This window comes from Microbulbifer agarilyticus, from assembly GCF_019800665.1.
Lineage (GTDB): Bacteria > Pseudomonadota > Gammaproteobacteria > Pseudomonadales > Cellvibrionaceae > Microbulbifer > Microbulbifer agarilyticus_C.
Genome location: NZ_JAHVKO010000005.1, coordinates 176,480 through 198,288, shown reverse-complemented (window position 1 = coordinate 198,288; position 21,809 = coordinate 176,480). Strand labels below are relative to the sequence as shown.

The window sequence follows — 21,809 nt, the reverse complement described above, 5'->3', positions numbered from 1 at the left end:
AAAGATTTACCCAAAAGCGCCGAGTCAGGAAATGTAATGACCCCATCAGGTGAGCGTAACTACCAAGTTCCGGCCATGCGCCGTATTCGCCGCATCCACTTTATCGGTGTCGGTGGTGCGGGCATGAGCGGTATTGCGGAAGTTTTGCAGAATCAGGGCTATGAGGTTTCTGGCTCCGATTTGCGCGAGAGCAAGGTTACCGAGCGTCTGCGTAACCTGGGTGTGAAAGTGCAGATCGGCCACACCGAAGAGAATGTCCGCGATGTCGATGTTGTGGTGAACTCTTCGGCAATTTATGGAGATAACCCGGAGTTAACCGCGGCGCGAGAAAATCGTATTCCCGTGGTGCGTCGCGCGGAGATGCTGGGTGAGTTAATGCGCTACCGCTACGGCATTGCGGTGGCGGGCACCCATGGCAAGACCACCACAACCAGTCTGATCGCGTCGATTTTCGCCGCCGATGAGAAGGATCCGACGTTCGTGATTGGCGGACTGGTGAATAGTGCTGGCGCCAATGCGGCCTTGGGTGAGAGTCGATATCTGGTTGCCGAAGCAGACGAAAGTGATGCGTCGTTCCTGCACCTGCAGCCCATGGTTACCGTGGTGACCAATATTGACGCCGATCATATGGAGACCTATGGCGGCGACTTTGAAAAAGTGAAGCAGATTTTCATCGACTTTATCCACAACCTGCCGTTTTACGGTCTGGCGGTGATGTGCGGTGATGATGCCAATGTGCAAGAAATTATCCCCAAACTGGCCCGTCCGGTTGCGACCTACGGCTTTGAAGAGGGCAACGACTTCCGGATCAGCAATGTGCGACAGGAACCGCTGCGCAGCTTCTTCGATGTGCAGCGCCCAGACGGCAGCGTCATCGACGTTTGTGTGAACGTTCCGGGTATCCACAATGTACTGAATGCCACTGCTGCGATCGCGGTAGCAACGGAAGAGGCGGTTAGTGATACCGCTATTCGCGAGGGCCTCAAAGGTTTTCAGGGTGTGGGTCGACGCTTTCAGATTTACGGCGAGTACCCGGTCAGTGACGATCAGCAGGCGCCAAAAGTCATGCTGGTGGATGACTACGGTCATCACCCACGCGAGGTGGCGGCGACGATTAAAACCGTGCGCGATGGCTGGCCGGAACGTCGTCTGGTAATGGTGTATCAACCACACCGCTATACCCGGACCCGGGATTTGTTCGAAGACTTTGTCCAGGTGCTATCCGAGGTCGACAAACTGGTCCTGCTGGATGTATATAGCGCGGGCGAAGCGGTGATCCCCGGCGCAGACGGTCGAACCCTGGCGCGCAGTATCCGTAACCGCGGTCAGGTCGATCCGATTTTCGTGGAGAAAGTTGATCAGGTGCCGCCAATTCTTGCGGACCTGCTGGAACCCGGGGATATCGTTTTAACCCAGGGCGCTGGCAATGTTGGCGGACTCGCGCAGCAGCTGTCTGAATGGCGTCTTGGTGATAAGTAGAGTGCGTAGAGCACCAAGCAAGAAACTTTGAATAAACGAGAAATGCGGTGACTTTCAGCCGTGGCTACAAACAAAAAAGCGTCGCGCGATAAAGTCGCCAAGCCAAAGAAGGGGAAGAAGCCGGTACGCGGTGCGCGTGCGCTGCCGGACCCTGGCCAGGAAGCCTCTACCGGTGTTTTGCGCATCGTCGCTATGGTTGGGTTGCTGGCGATGGTGGCGTCCGGGCTGGGATATGCCGCCCACTGGCTTTGGCAGCAGGCCCCCAGTGTGGCACCGAGCCGGGAAGAAGTTCTGGTTAATGTGCGGGTAGAAGCGCCGTTTCGCGCGGTGAGTGAAAAAGCGGTGGAGGACATTTTGCTTCCACACCTGCGCAAAGGCTTTTTCGCTGTGGATATTGATGGGGTGCGCTCGGCGCTGATGGACGACCCCTGGATTGTGAATGCGTCGGTGAGCCGGCGCTGGCCGCACGGGGTTGAGGTGGTCATCGAAGAGGCCGAGCCTCTGGCGATTTGGGGCGACGATCACTTGTTGGTCGCCAGTGGTGCACTGTTACCCCGGCCAGAAAATTTGCGTGATTTGCGTTTACCGGAACTGGCCGGGGACGCGGATCTGGTGGATCGAATAATGATGCAGTATCAGGCACTGGCCGGGCTGCTTACCACCAAAGATATGGAAGTGCGCCGCCTGTCATTTGATGACCTGGCGGGCTGGCAGCTAGAGCTGGTGAGCGGCATCCGCCTGCAGCTTGGTCATGATGAGCTGTTGGAGCGCGTTGGCCGTTTCCTCAGCTTGACGCGCGGTGTGCTGGCGCCGCATCTGCAAAAAATTGCGGGCGTGGATGCCCGTTATAACAACGCAGTTGCGGTGCAATGGAAAGAAACGGAACAAGCGAAAAACTGACAACAAAATAGGTAGATAAAAAGCGAGGCTTCGTCCTGATCTGGCATTCAAAATGCGGATCGGCACAGCGTCTCGCGAGGTTGAAAATCCAATGACACAATCCTCTGAACCACGCATGATCGTCGGACTGGATATCGGTACGTCCAAGGTGGTTGCGATCGTCGGCGAAGTTACCGGAGACGGCGAGTTGAATATCGTCGGCATCGGCTCTCACCGCTCCACGGGTATGAAGCGGGGCGTGGTGGTGAATATTGAATCCACAGTGCAGTCCATTCAGCGCGCTGTGGAAGAGGCCGAATTGATGGCCGGCTGTGAGATCCATTCGGTGTATGCGGGTATTGCCGGCAGCCATATTCGCAGCCTGAATTCGCACGGAATTGTCGCGATCAAGGATCGTGAAGTAACACAGCAGGATCTGGACCGAGTGATTGACGCGGCCCGCGCCGTGGCGATTCCTGCTGACCAGAAGATATTGCACACCCTGCCGCAGGAATACCTGATCGATAACCAGGAAGGTGTGAAGGAGCCGCTGGGAATGTCCGGTGTTCGCCTGGAGGCCAAGGTGCACCTGGTGAGTGGTGCGGTAAATGCGGCACAGAATATTGAAAAGTGTATTCGTCGCTGCGGCCTGGAAGTGGAAGACATCATTCTTGAGCAGCTCGCCTCGAGCTATGCGGTACTGACCGACGATGAGAAAGAGCTGGGTGTCTGTATGGTGGATATCGGTGGTGGCACCACGGATATCGCGGTGTTTACCGGCGGTTCTATTCGACACACTGGCGTGATCCCGATCGCAGGGGATCAGGTCACTAACGATATCGCCATGGCCCTGCGTACGCCAACGCCGCACGCAGAAGACCTGAAAATCAAATATGCGTGCGCCCTGGCCAAGCTTGCCCGTGAAGGTGAGACCATCAAGGTGCCGAGTGTCGGCGACCGCGCACCGCGCGACCTGTCCCGTCAGGCGTTGGCCGAGGTCGTTGAGCCACGTTACGACGAACTGTTCACTCTGGTGCAGGCCGAATTGCGTCGCAGCGGTTTTGAAGATTTATGTGCGGCGGGCATCGTGCTTACCGGCGGCTCGTCGAAGATGGAGGGCGCAGTGGAACTGGCTGAGGAAATTTTCCATATGCCGGTGCGTCTCGCGGTACCTCAGGGTATCTCCGGCCTTACGGACATCGTGAGCAACCCGATTTATTCCACAGGTGTTGGCTTGCTGATGTATGCAATCCAGTCGGAAGAAAACAAGGGCGGACAGTCCAGCGTGAAGCACAGTGAAAACCAGTGGTGGGACAAGGTTAAGCACTGGTTCAGAGGCAACCTCTGAAGCAAAAAATAATTACCGGGATCGATAATTAAATTTAGACATGAGCAAAAAAGGGGAACAGCAATGTTCGAACTCGTAGATAGCGTACAGGATAAGCCTGTCATCAAAGTGATCGGTGTGGGAGGCGGCGGTGGTAACGCCGTGAAGCACATGATCGCCAGCCAAGTAGACGGTGTAGATTTCATCTGCGCCAACACTGATGCCCAGGCGTTGAAAGATGTGGAAGCGCAAACCATCTTGCAGCTGGGTAACACCATTACCCGCGGACTGGGTGCCGGTGCCAACCCTGAGGTGGGCCGCCAGTCTGCACTGGAAGACCGCGAGCGCATCGCAGAAGTACTGACCGGTGCCGACATGGTATTTATTACTGCTGGCATGGGCGGCGGTACTGGCACTGGTGGTGCGCCGATCGTGGCAGAGATTGCCAAAGATCTCGGCATCCTTACCGTTGCTGTGGTTACGCGTCCTTTCATGATCGAAGGCCGCAAGCGCACCACGGTTGCGGAAGAGGGTATCCTCGAGCTGCGCGACAAGGTCGACTCGCTGATTACCATCCCCAACGATCGCCTGCTGGAAGTGCTCGGCAACAAGATCACCATGAAGGCGGCTTACAAGGAAGCCGACAACGTATTGCTGGGCGCAGTGCAGGGCATCGCGGATTTGATGATTCGCCCGGGCATCATGAACGTCGACTTCGCCGATGTGCGCACCGTTATGTCCGAAATGGGTATGGCGATGATGGGCTCCGGTGCGGCGGTTGGCGAAAATCGTGCCCGCGAAGCCGCGGAGAAAGCCGTGCGCAGCCCGTTGCTGGATAACGTAAACCTGCAGGGTGCTCGCGGAATCCTCGTGAACATCATTACCGGCAGCGAAGATGCTGGCTGTCAGGAACTGACCCTGGGTGAGTACTCGGAAGTTGGTCAGATCGTGCAGGAAATCGCTTCCGATGACGCGACTGTGGTAATCGGTACTGCAGTGGATGACAAGCTGGGTGACGAGATGCGCGTGACCGTTGTCGCCGCTGGGCTTGGTGAAGCGTCTGCACAAGTTGCGCGTCCGACCAAAGTGGTGGACAACACCCGTCGTCAGGATCCGCGCGAAGCTGCGCGTCCTGCCGCGACCGCTGACGCGACCCGTGAGTCCAAAGAGGTTCCCTCTGCACCGCGTGCGGAAGGTGAGCGCAAGCGCAGCCTGCCACCGATCAACCCTTCTGATCAGGACATGGAATACCTGGATATTCCTGCGTTCTTGCGTCGACAGGCCGACTAAGTCGAGTGGGCTCCCCAGAGTAGGGGCGGCATTTGCTCATGTCCTCGCCCGGTGAAACCCCGGGCTTTCGCCCGCTCTGGCGAGGGTGGCAGGACTTGGAACAACGGGGCCTGTCACCTGGAGCCCGTCAGCGTAGTCCGCTGACGGCGACTGAACAGGGATGAAACAACGAGTAATACGACGCACGGAAGCGTTGCTTGATTGAGGAAAGATGACACACCGATAAACGAGAGATTGGTGACCAGTAGGTTCTACTGCGCCGCATTTTCGGCGAGAACGTACAATTATTGGCGATACTGTGTACTGGTTTGGCGTTGGAGTCTTCGCGCTAGACTATGCTTAATCTTATCAGTGCGGAAATACCGTGCGGCAAATGCAGAGATGACCGAAGGGGTTTCTGTAGTTTTGGCGTAGATTTTCTGTTATTATCGCCGGCTCGCTGCGGCTCGTGTGCCGCTCACCGATTGGGAACCTAGATATAGATGATCAAACAGCGCACTCTCAAGAACGCAATTCGTGCTACTGGCGTAGGCCTGCATACCGGTAAAAAGGTGATTTTGACCCTGAAACCGGCGCCGGTGAACAGTGGTATCGTTTTCCGTCGGGTCGACCTGGATCCGGTGGTTGAGATTGAAGCACGTGCCGAAAACGTGGGTGATACCCTGCTTTCCACCACTCTGGTGAAGGGCGATGTGCGTGTCGCTACGGTTGAGCACCTGCTTTCCGCAATGGCGGGCCTGGGTATCGACAACGCGATTGTCGAACTGTCTGCCCAGGAAGTGCCGATCATGGACGGCAGTGCCGGTCCTTTCGTATTCCTGATCCAGTCTGCGGGTATTCAGGAGCAGGCTGCTCCGAAGAAGTTCCTGCGGATCAAAAAGCCAGTAACCGTTGAGGAAGGCGACAAGGTCGCGAGCTTCCTGCCATTCAACGGCTTCAAGGTTTCCTTCACTATTGATTTTGACCACCCGGTATTCCAAGGACGCAATCTGACCTCAGCGGTCGATTTCTCCAGTACTTCTTTCGTCAAGGAAGTGAGCCGTGCGCGTACCTTCGGTTTCATGCATGAGATCGAGTACCTGCGCTCCAAAGGCCTGGTACAGGGTGGCAGCGTTGATAACGCCATCGTTATTGACCAGTACCGCATCCTGAATGAGGGCGGTCTGCGTTACGAAGACGAATTCGTAAAGCATAAGATTCTCGACGCCATCGGTGACCTGTACCTGCTGGGTACTAGCGTGATTGGTGAGTTCAAGGCCTTCAAATCTGGCCATGCATTGAACAACAAGTCCCTGCGCACCCTGATGGCGCAAGAAGACGCCTGGGAGATGGTGACCTTCGAGGGTGAACAGGAAGAAGCGCCTATCTCTTACGTCAAGCCAATCCTGGCGGTGTAAGAGGCGCGTATCGAGAAAGCCGGCACGAAAATTGCCGGCTTTTTTGTGTGTTGGTGGCAGAAGGTTTCTGCGCCACTACTCTTTTTAAGCCGCCAGTACCTGGTACATTGGTCGGCGACTTGCCATTGAGGATGGCCGTGGGACATAGCAGGATGCGACAGTCCCGGTTACCGCAGAAGTAATACCATTTGAGGTCAGTGGGTTCTGATCCGTTTAGGTAGCTGCTGGTGACTGAATCATTACAACAACAATTTGTCGCAAACCTTACACGCTTGCTATGAAAGTTATCCTCGTCAACGACCGCGGCGGTGTCTCCCGCAGCTTCAACTTCGGCGGCCTGAGCAAAGCTTTGCTCGGCCTGTGCCTGTTGGGGCTTCCTGTTGGCGCATTTTTCATTGGCGCAAACCTTCCTGCTACAGAGTCCGACGTATTCGATTCGCGCGCAGTGAAGGCGTGGAACAAGGCCCTGCGCAAGCAGCAAGATCAGATCTCCGATGCGGATCAGCAGGCGCGTGAACAGCTTACTGCGCTTACTGTGAAACTTGCGGAGTTGCAGGCCCGCCTGACCCGTCTGGATGCTCTCGGTGAGCGACTGACCACCATTGCAAAGCTTGATGAGGGTGAGTTCCAGTTTGGCGCTACGCCCGCTGTGGGTGGCCCCGAGGAATCGGGTATCGCCGGTACCAGTGATCTTCCCTACCATCCCCCAGAATTCCTTGAGGTAATTGGCGATCTGTCGGATCAGATTGAAGACCGCCAGATGCAGTTGCAGACGCTTGATAGCCTGATGAGCCGTCAGCAGTTGCAGGATGAGCAGTTTATCGCCGGGCGCCCAATCACGCGTGGCTGGATGTCTTCGCGCTATGGCTATCGTACCGATCCTTTCAGTGGTCGCCGCTCCTGGCATAAGGGTGTGGATTTCGCTGGCAAGCGCGGCTCTGATGTGGTTTCCGTGGCCGCCGGTGTGGTGACCTGGGCGGAAGACCGCTATGGCTATGGCCAGTTGGTGGAGATTAACCACGGTAACGGCTACAAAACCCGTTATGGTCACAACAGTGAGATCAAGGTCAAGCTGGGCGATATCGTGAAAAAGGGCCAGGTGATTGCCCTGATGGGTTCCAGCGGCCGCTCCACGGGCCCTCACGTACACTTTGAAGTCTACAAGAACGACCGTCCGGTCGATCCTGCCAGCTACATCCGCCGCACCGGCAGATAACAACTATCCTCTATCATTGCGCAACGGGACCCTTGTAATCCCGTACTGGCGCCCGCAACTTTACCCCAAACACCGGGCAAGACTGTTGCGGCGTCTGGCGCCTTCCTGTTTACTTGCACCTTTTCCGCGCAGTGACGTCACGACTGGTCCTGCGGGCATAATCAGCATTAATGTGGTTTCTGAATAATGATTGGCAAACTGATAAAAACAGTCTTCGGGTCAAAAAATGACCGCGAACTCAAGCGCATGCGCAAGGTCGTTACCAAGATCAATGCGCTGGAAGACGAATATAAGGCGCTGGATGACGCTGCGCTGAAAGCCAAGACGGATGAATTTAGGCAGCGCCTGGCGGATGGCGCAACACTGGATAGCCTGCTGCCGGAAGCATTTGCTGCCGTGCGTGAAGCCGGCTCCCGTGCCCTGGGCATGCGCCACTTCGACGTACAGATGATTGGTGGTATGACCCTGCACGAAGGCCGCATCGCCGAGATGCGTACCGGTGAGGGTAAGACCCTGGTAGCAACCCTGCCCGCGTACCTGAATGCGCTGGAAGGCAAGGGTGTACACATTGTTACCGTGAACGACTACCTGGCCGCTCGTGACGCCAACTGGATGCGCCCGGTGTACGAATTCCTGGGCCTGAGTGTGGGTATCGTGGTTTCCCAGCAGCACCCGGCTGAAAAGCAGGCGGCCTACCAGGCCGATATCACCTACGGAACCAACAACGAGTTCGGTTTTGACTACCTGCGCGACAACATGGTGCTGCGCAAGGAAGATCGCACCCAGCGCCCACAGAACTTTGCGATCGTGGATGAGGTGGACTCCATCCTGATCGATGAAGCGCGTACCCCGTTGATCATCTCCGGTGCCGCGGAAGATTCTTCGCAGCTGTACATGGCCATGAACAAGCTGGTACCCCAGCTGGAGCGCGGCGAAGAGGGTGGTGAAGGTCACTATACGGTGGATGAAAAGACCCGCCAGGTGGAGATGACCGAAGACGGCCACCAGTTGATCGAAGACCTGCTTACCCGCGGCGGCCTGCTGAAGGAAGACGAATCCCTGTACGCACCCGGTAACCTGGGCCTGCTGCACCACGTCAACGCCGCACTGCGCGCGCACGTGCTGTTCAACAAAGATGTGGATTACATCGTGCAGAACGGCCAGGTGGTGCTGATCGACGAGCACACTGGCCGCACCATGCCGGGCCGTCGCCTGTCTGAGGGCCTGCACCAGGCACTCGAAGCAAAAGAGAACGTTCAGATTCAGAGCGAGAGCCAGACCCTGGCTTCCACTACCTTCCAGAACCTGTTCCGCTTCTACCCCAAACTGGCGGGTATGACCGGTACTGCGGATACCGAAGCATTTGAATTCCGCCAGATCTACGGCCTGGATGTGGTGGTTATCCCCACCAACCGTGAGAAGCAGCGTGAAGACCTGAATGACCTGGTGTACCTGACCAAAGATGAAAAGCTCGAAGCGATCATCGAGGACATCAAGTACTGCCGCGACAAGAAGGCGCCGATCCTGGTCGGTACCGCGTCTATCGAGACTTCTGAAGAAATGTCGCGCCTGCTACAAAAGGCCAAGATCGAGCACCAGGTACTGAACGCCAAGTTCCACGAAAAAGAAGCGCAGATCATTGCCCAGGCCGGTCGCCCGGGTACCGTTACCATCGCTACCAACATGGCCGGTCGTGGTACCGACATCGTGCTCGGTGGTAACTGGGAAGCGGAAGTGGAAGAGCTTCAGGAGCGCGAGAAGCGCGAAGCCACCGCGGAAGAGATCGACAAGATCAAAGCGGATTGGGCGTCCCGCCACGAAACCGTGATTGAGGCCGGTGGCCTGCACATTATCGGTACCGAGCGCCACGAATCCCGTCGTATCGACAACCAGCTGCGCGGCCGTGCGGGCCGTCAGGGTGATCCGGGTGTTACCCGTTTTTACCTGTCTCTGGAAGACAACCTGATGCGTATCTTCGCCTCCGACCGGGTGAAGAACTTTATGCAGATGCTGGGCATGGAGCGCGGTGAAGCGATTGAACACCGTATGGTCTCCAATGCCATCGAAAAGGCGCAGCGTCGCGTAGAAGGCCGTAACTTCGATATTCGTAAGCAGCTGCTGGAATACGATGATGTTGCCAATGACCAGCGTCAGGTAATCTACTCCCAGCGCAATGAGCTGCTGGAAGCGGAAACGATCAGCGAGACCATTACCGCGATCCGCGATGATGTGGTGAATGAGCTGATCTCCATCTATGTGCCGCCGCAGAGTGTGGAAGAGCAGTGGGACATTCCGGCGCTGGAGCAGCAGCTCGCTGGCGAGTTGGGCCTGCAACTGCCGATCAAGCAGTGGCTGGACGAAGACCGCACGCTGCATGAAGAAAGCCTGCGCGAAAAAATCGTTGCGGAAGCACAGGGTGTGTACCAGCAGAAGCTGGCACGTATCGCCGAGAGCACCGGCGATGAAAACCTGATGCCGACCATCGAGCGTCAGGTGATGTTGCAGGTACTGGATCAGCTGTGGAAGGAGCACCTGTCCAGCATGGATCACCTGCGTGCGGGTATCGGTCTGCGCGCTTACGCCAACAAGAACCCCAAGCAGGAATTCAAGCGCGAGTCTTTCGAGCTGTTCCAGGCGCTGCTGGAGAACCTCAAACAAGAGGTGATTCGCGTGCTGGCGCATGTTGAGCCGATGACCCGCGAGCAGATGGAAGAGATGGAGCAGCGCCGTCTGGAAGCGCAGCGCCGCCAGCAGCTGGAGCTGCAACACGCGCAGGCTTCTGCGATGCCGGAAGGAGAGGAAGCTGCGCCGGCACCTGCGCAGCCAAATGCGGAGCCGGTACGCCGTGGCCCGCGTGTCGGCCGCAACGACCCGTGTCCGTGTGGCTCTGGCAAGAAGTACAAACAGTGCCACGGCAAACTGACTTCTTCTCCTTCATCGTCTTCAACCACTTCCTGAAGTTGAATCTGACTATTTAGATCAGTCTTGTTACTGTCTTATTGAAAGGCCCGCTCTTACCAGCGGGCCTTTTTATTTATACTCTGCGCTTAATTCGTGAATGTTCAAGGACGTATCTGTATGGCGCAGCCTCTCCCTTCGATTCCCGGCATCCGTCTTGCCGCCGTTCCCGCCAAGGTCAAAGACTGGCAGCGCGATGACCTCCTGTTGATTGAAATTGCCGAAGGTGCCAGCGTTTCTGCAACTTTCACCCAGAATGCGTTTTGTGCGGCCCCGGTACTGGTGGCAAAAGAGCACATCCGCCAGGGTGGTATTCGCGCGCTGCTGGTTAATGCCGGCAATGCCAATGCGGCGACCGGCGAGCAGGGATTGCTGGATGCGAACCGCTGCTGTGAGGGCGTAGCGCAGGCCCTTGGTGTCCGTGCACAGCAGGTTTTGCCATTCAGTACTGGTGTCATTGGCGAGCATCTGCCGGTACAGAATATTTTGAACGCGATACCTACGGCCGCGGCGCAATTACAGGCAGAGGGATGGGAAAGTGCGGCCACGGCGATTATGACCACCGACACCCGCCCGAAAACTGCAAGTCGTTCGCTGGAGATTGCCGGCGAGACGATCTCCATTGTCGGTATCGCCAAAGGCGCCGGCATGATCCAGCCAAATATGGCGACCATGCTCGCCTATGTCGCTACCGACGCACGTATTCCACAGGGTGTACTGGATGCGCTGGTGCAGGAAGCAGTCGCCGCGTCGTTTAACCGCATCAGCGTGGACGGGGACACCTCTACAAACGATGCTTGTGTGTTGATCGCCAGTGGTGCCACCGGTCCGGAAATTGCGGACACCAACAGTGATGCTTATGCGCAACTTAAAGCCGCCATTATTGGTGTGCATATCGAACTTGCCCAGGCCATCGTTAAGGACGGTGAGGGCGCGACCAAGTTCGTTACCGTGCAAGTGAACAGCGCCGCCAGCTCCGAAGAGGCACTGCGTATGGCGTTTGAGATCGGTGAATCGCCGCTGGTAAAAACTGCCCTGTATGCGTCGGACCCCAACTGGGGACGACTGGTAATGGCGATTGGCAATGCCGGTGCAAAGAATCTGGATACCAGCAAGATCAGTGTGTATCTGGATGATGTGCAGATCGTCGAGGCCGGCGGTCGGGCGTCGAGTTACACGGAGGATGCCGGGCAGAAGGTTTTTGAACAGCCGGAATTTACAATTTCCGTTGATTTGCAACGTGGCGACGTCAGCGAACATATCTGGACGTGTGACTTTTCCCACGAGTACGTCACCATCAATGCGGAGTACCGCACCTGATGGGCGGCTCCGCAATCAAACATATTCATGTGGCAGTTGGGGTGATTCTCGGCGCTGACGGCCGCATTCTTCTGGCCAAGCGCCCGGACCACCTGCACATGGGCGGCCGCTGGGAGTTTCCCGGTGGCAAGGTCGAGAACAATGAATCTATTCACGCGGCCATGACGCGTGAGCTGAAGGAAGAGCTCGATATTGAAGTAAAGGCGATGGAGCCGCTAATCGAGGTCCGGCACGATTATGGGGATAAACAGGTGTTTCTGGATACCTGGTGTGTCACCGAGTTTTCTGGCAAGGAGCGTGGCGTCGAAGGACAGGAGCTTGCCTGGGTTCCTGTGAGTGAATTGCCCGAATATCACTTCCCCGATGCTAACCAGCCAATTGTTGAGGCTGTACTAAAATACGCAAACGCACCCGGTGAATGAGTCTTCACTTTAAATACCTGTTTTCTGAGTAATCACGCAAGAAATCGAAGTAAATAGTTCGACTTGAAGGCAAAGTACTGGGTGTGGGTTTTCGGGATCGTCGCAAACAGGATGTTTGCGCCGAAGCGCCCAGGGATGGGTTTACAGCGGTCCCGAAAACCCACACCCAGAGCTTTGCCGCCACAGCAGCGCAATCTGAGCGCATAGGCAACAGAGCCCCCATCTCTTAAGGACTAATAAAAATCCCCCGCTTGAACAGGAATCGCAACACCAGCCACTGCAGCAGGATCACGCCACAAGCAATCACTAGGGTCCCCGCGGCTTGCGGCAAGGCAGCAGCAACCCCACCAAACACGCTTTTGCTCGAATACTGCCAGTTCACCAGGCTGGTACCGAGATATACCAGAATGGCGTTGCAACCGATCACCGAGAAAAAGTAGGTGAAGGACTTCCAGTGCCACATATCCACAAGCAGATAGAAAAGCCCCAGCAGTAACAGGCAGCAGCCGCAGGTGATCAACACAAAAGAACTTGTCCACAGCTCCTTGTTCACCGGGTAGACCCAGTGCCAAACAAAACCGGCTATAAGGCAGATTGCTGCAGCGACAAACACGCCTTTCAAAATGGCTTTGTGGTTGCCAGCATGTTTACTCAGCCAGCGACCGGCGAAAACCCCGAACAGCGCATTGGCAATAGCCGGGATGGTAGACAAAACACCTTCCGGATCGTAAGCGCGGTTCTGGTAGGTGATACCGGGCAAGAAGTGTTGATCCACCCATGCATTTACCGAGCCGTCGGGTGTGTAATTGCCGGCAGTAGCCTGCAACAGCCAGTAGCCGAGCAGAATGCACGCGGTAATTACGTACTGCGCGCGGATACTGAAGTGCCATACGATCATTGCCGCGAAAAACCAGGCAAAGCCGATGCGCGCCAGCACACTGGCGTAGCGAATTTCGCTGAGATCGGCGGGGATACCTGTACCCCAGCCATGGTTGTAAAGAATTCCCAACAGAACAAGCAGCAGCAGGCGTTTCGTCGCCTTGCGATACACCGGTGCCCTTTGCGTCATTGGCAGGCCGCGCAACGATTTATTAGCCAGTCCCAGCGTCACCCCGGACAGGAAAATAAACAGCGGAAAGATCAGGTCGTAAAACGTAAAGCCATGCCAAGGTGTGTGCTGCATCTGCGCGTGACCGAACTGGAAAATCGACCAGCCGGTGAGCGCAAATAGCGGAAGGAATAGGGCCTCGCCGCCGATAATCCAGAACATGTCGAAGCCGCGCAGGGCATCGACGGATGCAAGTCGTTGTTTTTTCTTGGCCATGGTTACTGCTACTTGAATGAAAACACGGTTAACGAAATCGGGGATTAGAAGCTTGTCGCGCCATGATATGGCATTTTGAGAGCCACATTTACGATACCCCGAAACAAAAAAAGCCCCGACTAGAAGTCGGGGCAAACATAGGAGCAAATCCTGTAAAGGAGTTTCCTATCGGTCACAACGCAGAGAGAATTTTTTAAAAAACAGTTTGTTACAGCGGTCCATCCTGTGAGAGTTGGCCGGCGCTGCGTCGCCGGCCGGGTAATTCCATTTGGTTTGTTGGCTAGATGTTGCAGACAAACTCCCAGCTGCCATCCGCGGTGCCCGGTACCGACTGGGTCCACCACTTGGCCCGATACACACTGCCGTCGTGGATAATCAGGTCACCAGCGACCGCGTTGCTGCCCTGCGGCCACTCCGGGTAGGTAACCAGGCCATCGGTGCTGACATCCTGGGCGCTACAGCTGTCGCTACCACCGCCGGAAGAGCTTCCACCGGAGGAGCTGCCGCCGGAAGAGCTGCTTGAAGAGCCGCCACTGGAAAGATCGGCCAACGGCAGATCCGGGTACTCGAAGGCCAGCGCATAGGCGGTGCCATCAATCGTCGCGGTGTAGGCCTGGGGGCCGGATACCGGCAGGTAATAGTTGAGCGTCATGTCCCAGCTTTCACCGTCGGCCAGGTCTTGCCAGGCGGGCAGGCTGAAGCGCACACGGTGGAATTCATTTTCCAATCCGCCCACGTTGCCACCAGAGGCATTGGCGCCGTCCTCAATCACTTCCAGACCGGCACCGCTCTGGTCGGTGATGATGTTGGAAGTGGACGTTGGCATATCAAACTCAAACACTGTGCCGCCGGGCAAGGTTCCGCCGGTGTTGTTGGTGATATACATCTTGGGGTTCAGCGGGTAGTTCTGATCGCCGAGCTTGAACTCGGTGACCTCGATGCCGATATCCAGAGCTTCTGTCGGTACCGCGCGGTCGGTGCGCAGGTGACGGTAGTCACTAGCGTTGGCGAACTTGTCGTAAGCCAGGGTAGTGAGGGTATCGCCCATGTAGTACTCGCCCTTCGCCGCATCCCAGCTATAGTCGCCGGCCAGCTCCCAGAACATGATGCCGCCTACACCCTGGTCGATGACGTACTGCACTTTGGCGTCCATGGACTCTTCGTCTTCAGTAGAGATGAACACGTTTTTCTGTGCGTTCCACAGCCATGGTGCTTCCGACACGCTGTCGTAGTTACGTGCATAGGTACCAACCAGTGCGTCGTCCGGGTCGCCAGCCGGGTCGAGACCGTATTCGGTGACGTAGCTGCCGAGGATACCGTTCTCCAGGTTCTTGGCATGCCACATGGGGTTCGAGCCGGCGCCCATCTCGTTGCCGTTTTCGTCCAGGTCATGCCACATGTTGTCGATGCCAATGGCGCCGTGGCCGCAGTCCGACGCGCCGCCGGTGCCTTCTGGACATTCAGACTGAGCCGGCAGTGCCGCCGAGCCCCCGAGTCCACTAGTGCCGCCGGATACGCCCTGCCAGCCGCGGGTGTAGTAGGGGATACCCACGTTGATACGCCCTGCCGGCATGGAGCCGCGGAAGTATTTCACTGCCCAGTCAATGTTCAGGTAGCCGATGCCACCGTACTGAGAGGTGCTGTATACGCTGGCAGCGGCCAGTTCCGGGTCGTTGCCGTTATCAAACAGTGCCGAGTTGTGTCCAACATATTCATTCCACGCCCCGTGCAGGTCGTAGGTCATGATGTTGACGTAATCCAGATACTGGGTGATCTGCATGGTTTCCATGCCGCGCAGCAGGTACCCGGAAGACGGGGAAGCGATGGTCAGCATATAGTGGGTTCCATCCTGCTGGCCTGCCTCGTCGAGCTTCTCACGCAACACGCGCATCAGTTCAACGTAGGACACCATGAGTGAACCGCGCAGTGGGTTGGCAATACCGAAGTCCATCGGGTTACCGGCGTCGTTCATGCTGGTGGGGTATTCGTAGTCGATATCCACACCGTCAAAGCCGTACTGGCGGATGAACGCCACCGAGGAGTTGGCGAAGGCTTCGATACCCTGGTGATTGATGCTGCCGTCGGCGTTGGTGGTCATGGTGTAGAAACCACCGTCGTCAACGCGGTCGCCATTCTCATTGAAGTGGCCGCCGGTTTCTGCCCAGCCCCCAACGGAGACCAGGGTCTTCACTTCCGGGTACTGTTCCTTGAACTTGGACAGCTGGTTGAAGTGGCCCTTGTAGGCGTAGTCCGGATCGGTTTCCGCGCCGGCGATGCCCGGCCATTCCATGCCAGTGGCAGGGTTGTCGGGGTTGTTGGTATTACCGACTGAAACGGAGTAATCACTGGCTACATGCGCGAAAGCGTAATTGATGTGGGTGATCTTGCCCCAGGGGATGTCTTTCACTAAGTAGCTGGGCTGCCCATTGGCGCCGTTACGCCAGCTTGTGAAGTAACCAATGATACGGCGTGGGTGGTCGGCGCCCATGTCTTCGCGACCGTCTGCGTCATAGATGTCACAGTAGTTCGGCGCAGTGCCCGGGGTGGTGTAGAGACCGTCCGGGCGGCAGGGGTGCTCACCGATCACGACTTGCTCGTCGGCAACCGAGATGCCGGACTCGGCGCTTGCGGTCTGGCCATCGTTGTCGGTTGCAACGGCGGAAAGCGTGTGGTCACCGAGGGTGGCGGTCCACTGAGCGCTGTAAGGCGCGCTGGTGTCGGTGCTGAGCAGGCTGCCGTCTACATAGAACGCGACCTGAGTAACGTTGCCGTCCGCATCGGATGCGCTGGCGGTAATGTTCAGGGCGTCACCAGTGGTGTGGCTGGAGCCATTGGATGGTGCCGTGATGTTCACTTGTGGCGGAACCGGGCCAACCACGACTTCTTCCACGTTGATGGCTACCGCCGCGGTGGTTGTGCTGAGGTCGTCGTTATCGGTGATACGCGCGCTCAGGCTCGGAGTCCCCGCGACTGCAGTCCAGGTGGTTTGCCAGGGGGCAGCGGTGTCGGTGGCAATCAGTACGCCATCGACAAAGAATTCAACGGCGGTTACCTGGCCGTCAGCGTCGGAGGCCGAGACGCTAAAGACAACGCTGTCATTTTCGGTAAAAGTCGCGCCAGCGGTGGGGGCGGAAATAGAGCCCTGGGGTGGCGTCAATGGCGGCGGAGTGCTATCGCCACAGGAGCCCAGAAGAGTCCATTCCTGATAGGGGCCAGAAAACTGTTCCGGGTCCTGGTTTTGGGTCCACCAGTTCGCTTGGTAGGCATTGTCGTTATGCTGGACCTGGGCGCCACCGTTGTAGGAGGGCCCCGCTTCCCAGACCGGGAGAGAGGTGCAGTCCACAGCGGCATAGCTGTGTCCGGCAGAGAGCATGGCAGCGGTCATCAGACCGAGCCTGAGCTGATTGCTGATCATATATTGTTCACCTTGCGGCAGATTATTTTTATAAGAATTCGACGCTAGAACTTCGGCGTCATGAAATGACATCGCTGTCAAAATAGCAATCGGGGTTTGTGGAGGCAACTGCCGGCATTCACAAAATTGTCACAACCGTGAATTTTTGCGCCATTTTTTTGATCGTTGTGCGGGGAATTGGAAGTAAGTCACACTGGCACCCCATTGGCGCAGTGTGCATTTGGGCTTAATTGTGGTGCGACAGAATGGCGCTGGATACGGCAAAAAATTGTCCGCGTTACATATCCCACAGTGAGTTGGTCGCCATGGATAGGGTAATGCGCTCCTTGTCCTGAATGTGCTTCAGGTTTTCGAATACCTCTTTGACTTCCACTGATTCGATGGAGCCGTAGACGGCGTGATACAGCTCGGAAAAGTAGCGGTCCACTTCCTGACCCAGCTTGTTAATTTCGTCGATTGAAGGTTTGTCGCTCAGGTAGAGCTTCTGTACCAGCTCGCCGGCAGATTCTTCGTGAGTGTACTGTAGCCAGGTCTGCATGACCTTCTGTTCTGCAACGGCACCGTAGTTCTTTAAGTTATTGGCCATGCGCAGTTCGTGCTCATGGAGGTGCTTTAGCAGTAATTGCGTGCGGTTATCCTGGGCATTTTCCAGTAGTTGTTGGTAAACACCGGCCATATCCAGGTGAAACTTCTGGGCGTCCTTGAGTACTTCGTGGGCCTGTTTGAACGTCTTCATCTGCGCGCCTTCTCATTGATTGATGTCTTTATGGTTTTCGTCGTCGGGCTGTAGGTTTCGGGGCGATAGGTTCAAAAAGGAAGTTTTGCCTTCTCTTATGGTTATAGTGCAAATCTGGCGGCGTTCAAGTCGTCATCGAATATCGTTGCGCATACAAAAAAGGCGATCCACTTGGATCGCCTTTTCGTTGTTTACGCCGCCGCAGGAGCGAGGTGGAACTGTTCCATCATGATCTGCAAGCGTTTGCGCTGCATCTTCAGGCTGTACTCCAGCTCTTTAACGCGGGTGCGGATGGCTGCGTTTTCCCACTTTTCCACCAGCCGCTCGCGGGCATTTTCATAGCGTTGCTGCTGCAGCTCTTTCCACTCGGCGAGCGATTCAGAGAAGTCTTGTGCTTCGCGCTCCAGCAGCTGCTTCCAGCCTTCTTTATGTTTGGAGTTCTCCAGCTTTTGCTCCGCGCGCTTGAACTGCATGGTGAGCATGGCGCGCTGGATACGCATGGCCGGCACGGTTTTCAGGTTGCGTGCCAGGCCAAACCAGCTTGCGGTCTTGATCAGCCACTTGGTGGGATCCCACTGGTACCAGCGGATGCCATTGCGGTAATCGGTCTGGAAGATGTGGTGGTAGTTGTGGTAACCCTCACCAAAGGTGAAAAACGCCAGCAAATCGTTGTCGCGGGCAGTATTTTCATCGGTGTAAGGGCGGCGGCCCCAGATATGCGCCAGGGAGTTGATAAAGAAGGTGGTGTGGTGGTTAACCACAATGCGCAGAATACCCGCCAGCAGCAGCATGCCGATTACATCGCCGGTGAGCAGGCCCAGGGCCAGAGGCACACCAACGTTCATGGCAACGGTAATCGCGATGTAGTTATTGTGCTGCCACATTACGATCTTGTCGCGCTGCAGGTCTTTGGCGTTATCAAAGTCGACTTCACCGCTGGGGTATTCCCGCAGCATCCAGCCGATGTGGGAGAACCAGAATCCGCGCTTGGCTGAATAAGGGTCTTGCTCGTTGTCATCGCAGTGGCGGTGGTGGCGACGGTGGCCAGAACACCAAATCAGCGCGCTGTTCTGGAGCGCGGCTGCGCCGAACAGCGCATAAAACAGCCGCAGGGACCAGTGGGCCTCGTAGGTGCGATGCGACCAGAGACGGTGATAGCCTGCGGTGATGGAGAAACCGCAAAAGGCACCCAGTACAGCGAATGCCAACCATTGATACCAGTGGTACCCGACCATGAAACCGTAAAGCGGCACCAGGGTCACAGCCGCCAGCCCGGTACTGGCGAAGAGTATCGTCGTGAGCCAGATACGGGGGGCTTCGGGAACTACTTTCATATTTTTACAACCTTGTTAGAGCCTACCGATCTCGGCCCGTTGCGCAGTGCGTGGACCGAAAGGCAAATCCTACCGCAGATGCCGATTCGGGACACGTTATTCGAGGGCACTTAGACCTCAAACTTTGTTTGTGAGACCTATTTTGACCCGAGACCAGCGTAAATAAGTCGATATTGGGTAGTGTGTTTGCACAAAAGGGTGGATAGAAAGTCACATATTATCCAAATGGTCGTAATTTGCATCCTTTTGGTGCATTAGTGGATTTTTGCGTTCAAAGATGGGTCAACCGTTGTCATTTTTCGGTAAAACTCTTGTGTATAGCACAGCCATTTCACCCGCCGCCGTTTTGGATTGGTTAATTTGCGTACACTTTTCATTCTGTCGCGACTTTTTTCTGTTTATTTTGCCTTTCTTAAAAAGTTGGCACACCAGTTGCAATACCTATGACATGGGTCGAAAGATCCATGCTCCGGGAATCCATCACGGGTTATGGCAAACGAAATAATGCGTGACTTCCCGTTTTCTCTCATCATCGCTATTTTGGGCCCCGCATTGCGGGGCCTTTTTTTATCCAGCAATAAGTGATTCACTAGCCGTAATCTGGCTGTCATCTACGGCCTTTCCTGGCGATATTTAGCATTCGCGACAATACGATCACGGTAATACGGTGTCGAAGACGACTCTAACTCAATCCAATACTGGCGACTTTTTACTTGCTACTCCCGGTGAGTTGGCGAGTTTGGGTGCGGAACAGGCGTTGGACCAGGTTCAGTATCTGCACGGCCTGCTGTTGAATGTGAATCAGGGGTTCTGGGAGTGGCACCCGGAGACTGGGGTTCAGCGTGCGACCGGTAACGTCTGGCAGCAGCTGCATGAAAATCCGGACATTGCACTCAGCAGTATATGGAGTGGTGACCTGAGCCTGGTACACGCGGATGAGCGCGACGCATTGCGGGCATTGCGCAGCCGTTTATCGCAGCAAGGGACGTTTGTGGATACGGCCTTCCGTGCTACCTCTCGCGATGGCCAACCGGTGTGGTTGCGCCTTTGGGCGCGGGCCTTTACCGATCCCGCGGGCGACCGTTTTTTTCTTGGTGGGTGTACGGATTACAGCGAGCCCTTGGAAGCGCGTGGCCCATCTAACTTTTCTAGTGAACGGTTACAGAATGCTCTCGATGCGGTCGGTGATGGCTTTTGGGAGTGGGATCTGCGTGTTGATGAGGTGGTCCTGAGCGAGGCCTGTTGGCAATTACTCGGCTACCCGCGTCGGCAAAGTGATGCTGATGCAAGGGCGGCACTGGCCCGCTGGAAGACGCACATGCTTCCCGAGGATTACCCGGATGTGAAGCAGGCGATGGAGGATACGGTACGTGAACGCCTACCTCTGGATGTGGAGTATCGTCTGAAGCATCAACAGGGCCACGTGATCTGGGTGCGTTGCCGCGGCAACCTGCAAACCAGTAGTGCTGGCCAGCCGATTCGCGTATTGGGAACCCTGCAGGATGTAACTGCTGGTAAAAAGAAGCAGTTGCACGCGGAGCAAGAGTTGCTTCGTCTCAAGCAAGAAAACAAAGGTCGGGCGGAATTGATCTCCAGCCTGGGGCATGAGTTGCGTACCCCTCTGAACGCTATATTGGGCTTCAGCCAGATGGTAGAGCTGGATCAGAGCGTTAATCCGGATCAGCGCCTACGTCTGGCAGAAATTCGCAAGGCCGGGCAACACCTGCTGCACCTAGTGGGAGATGTTTTGGATCTGGCGCGAATTGACAGTAATCGTCTCGCGCCGTCGATCGAACTGGTGCAGCCGGCCAATCTGGTGGCAGATTGCCGCCAGCTATTGGAACCGCTGGCGGAAACGCGCAAGGTGAGCCTCACGTTCGAGCCTTTGGGGTGGGAGCGGGCCTACATCCTCGCGGATCCCGTGCGTTTCAAGCAGGTTGTGCTCAACCTGGTTGGGAATGCGATCAAATACAATCGGGAAAACGGGCGGGTGGTTATTTCGCTCGTACCGCAGGCGGAAGGTTGGCTGCGTCTCAGCGTACTGGACACCGGTTGCGGAATCCCTACCAGCAAGCAGCCTCAGGTTTTTGAGCCCTTTAACCGGCTTGGCGCTGAGCAGGGAAAAATTGAAGGTACCGGTGTGGGGTTGGCAATTGCTCGGCAATTGACCGAAGCCATGGGTGGGCGTATCGGCTTTGATAGTGAAGAGGGGCAGGGGTCGGTATTCTGGATCGACTTCCTGATGAACGATGCTCCCAGTGAAGTGCTGCGCATGGCCGCGCGTCCAGATTATGCCAAGGCATTGCCTCCGTGCCGGCTACTGTATGTAACGGGGCACACTGCGAATGCAAACCGGCTCAGGGGAGTATTGTCGTCGGTGGAACAAATAGTGGTACAGGTGTGTAACGATGCGATGAAGGGCATTTTCAGTGCACGGACCGCTCAACCTGATCTTATTTTGGTTGACGATGATTTACACGGTGTATTGCTCAAAGATTTTTCCAGTATTCTGCGCCAGGATCCGGCAACCGCCCGCATTCCGCTTGTGGGCATTATGGATCAGCCCGCTCAATGCGTGGACTTGAGCATTCCGATCAACTATGACCTGGCGATGCTCTCCGAGGCGCTGCGGCGCGGCTTGTCTTTTGAGTTTGCGAATGATGACAGTCAGGGATGAAGTCGTCGACTTAGCCAAACAATAAAATACCCTGA

At 56.1% G+C, this 21,809-nt stretch carries 14 protein-coding genes; 10 read left to right on the top strand and 4 right to left on the bottom strand.

What is annotated here, in order from left to right:
• Positions 1-36: 36 nt before the first annotated feature.
• The 9 genes from murC (at position 37) to mutT (ending at position 12,288) form a co-directional block, all read left to right on the top strand.
• Positions 37-1,479, top strand: a complete 1,443-nt coding sequence (gene murC, locus KUV22_RS13545; RefSeq protein ID WP_222231963.1) for a UDP-N-acetylmuramate--L-alanine ligase — start codon at positions 37-39, stop codon at positions 1,477-1,479.
• Positions 1,480-1,539: 60 nt separating this feature from the next.
• Positions 1,540-2,379, top strand: coding sequence for a cell division protein FtsQ/DivIB (locus KUV22_RS13540; protein WP_222231962.1), 840 nt, complete (start codon positions 1,540-1,542; stop codon positions 2,377-2,379).
• A 91-nt stretch (positions 2,380-2,470) separates the two neighbouring features.
• On the top strand, positions 2,471-3,706 hold the full coding sequence (gene ftsA, locus KUV22_RS13535; RefSeq protein WP_222231960.1) for a cell division protein FtsA: 1,236 nt from the start codon (positions 2,471-2,473) through the stop codon (positions 3,704-3,706).
• Between the two features lie 63 nt (positions 3,707-3,769).
• Positions 3,770-4,975: a cell division protein FtsZ gene (gene ftsZ / locus KUV22_RS13530; protein WP_222231958.1), complete on the top strand. Its 1,206-nt coding sequence runs from the start codon at positions 3,770-3,772 to the stop codon at positions 4,973-4,975.
• Between the two features lie 482 nt (positions 4,976-5,457).
• Positions 5,458-6,372, top strand: coding sequence for a UDP-3-O-acyl-N-acetylglucosamine deacetylase (gene lpxC, locus KUV22_RS13525; RefSeq protein WP_010132544.1), 915 nt, complete (start codon positions 5,458-5,460; stop codon positions 6,370-6,372).
• A gap of 277 nt (positions 6,373-6,649) precedes the next feature.
• The gene (locus KUV22_RS13520) at positions 6,650-7,588 is read left to right on the top strand and encodes a M23 family metallopeptidase (protein WP_222231956.1); all 939 of its coding nucleotides are present in this window, start codon (positions 6,650-6,652) and stop codon (positions 7,586-7,588) included.
• A 186-nt stretch (positions 7,589-7,774) separates the two neighbouring features.
• Positions 7,775-10,546, top strand: coding sequence for a preprotein translocase subunit SecA (gene secA, locus KUV22_RS13515; protein WP_222231954.1), 2,772 nt, complete (start codon positions 7,775-7,777; stop codon positions 10,544-10,546).
• Positions 10,547-10,666: 120 nt separating this feature from the next.
• Entirely contained in the window at positions 10,667-11,866 is a 1,200-nt protein-coding gene (gene argJ, locus KUV22_RS13510) for a bifunctional glutamate N-acetyltransferase/amino-acid acetyltransferase ArgJ (RefSeq protein WP_222231952.1), read from the top strand.
• Complete coding sequence (mutT, locus tag KUV22_RS13505; protein WP_222231950.1) at positions 11,866-12,288, top strand: 8-oxo-dGTP diphosphatase MutT; 423 nt, start codon at positions 11,866-11,868, stop codon at positions 12,286-12,288. The genes argJ and mutT overlap by 1 nt, the downstream gene beginning before the upstream one ends.
• A 226-nt stretch (positions 12,289-12,514) precedes the next feature.
• Here the strand turns inward: mutT and nagX are convergent, their stop codons facing one another.
• The 4 genes from nagX to KUV22_RS13485 form a co-directional block, all read right to left on the bottom strand.
• The gene (gene nagX, locus KUV22_RS13500; protein WP_222231948.1) at positions 12,515-13,612 is read right to left on the bottom strand and encodes a transmembrane glucosamine N-acetyltransferase NagX; all 1,098 of its coding nucleotides are present in this window, start codon (positions 13,610-13,612) and stop codon (positions 12,515-12,517) included.
• Between the two features lie 280 nt (positions 13,613-13,892).
• A complete protein-coding gene (locus KUV22_RS13495; RefSeq protein WP_222231946.1) occupies positions 13,893-17,027 on the bottom strand; it encodes a chitinase C-terminal domain-containing protein in 3,135 nt (1,044 codons plus the stop codon).
• Positions 17,028-17,304: 277 nt separating this feature from the next.
• On the bottom strand, positions 17,305-17,763 hold the full coding sequence (locus KUV22_RS13490; protein WP_222231944.1) for a hypothetical protein: 459 nt from the start codon (positions 17,761-17,763) through the stop codon (positions 17,305-17,307).
• Positions 17,764-17,954: 191 nt separating this feature from the next.
• On the bottom strand, positions 17,955-19,097 hold the full coding sequence (locus tag KUV22_RS13485) for an acyl-CoA desaturase (RefSeq protein WP_222231942.1): 1,143 nt from the start codon (positions 19,095-19,097) through the stop codon (positions 17,955-17,957).
• Between the two features lie 667 nt (positions 19,098-19,764).
• On the opposite strand from KUV22_RS13485, the gene KUV22_RS13480 reads away from it, so the two are divergent.
• On the top strand, positions 19,765-21,774 hold the full coding sequence (locus tag KUV22_RS13480) for a hybrid sensor histidine kinase/response regulator (RefSeq protein WP_315856959.1): 2,010 nt from the start codon (positions 19,765-19,767) through the stop codon (positions 21,772-21,774).
• Positions 21,775-21,809: the final 35 nt, after the last annotated feature.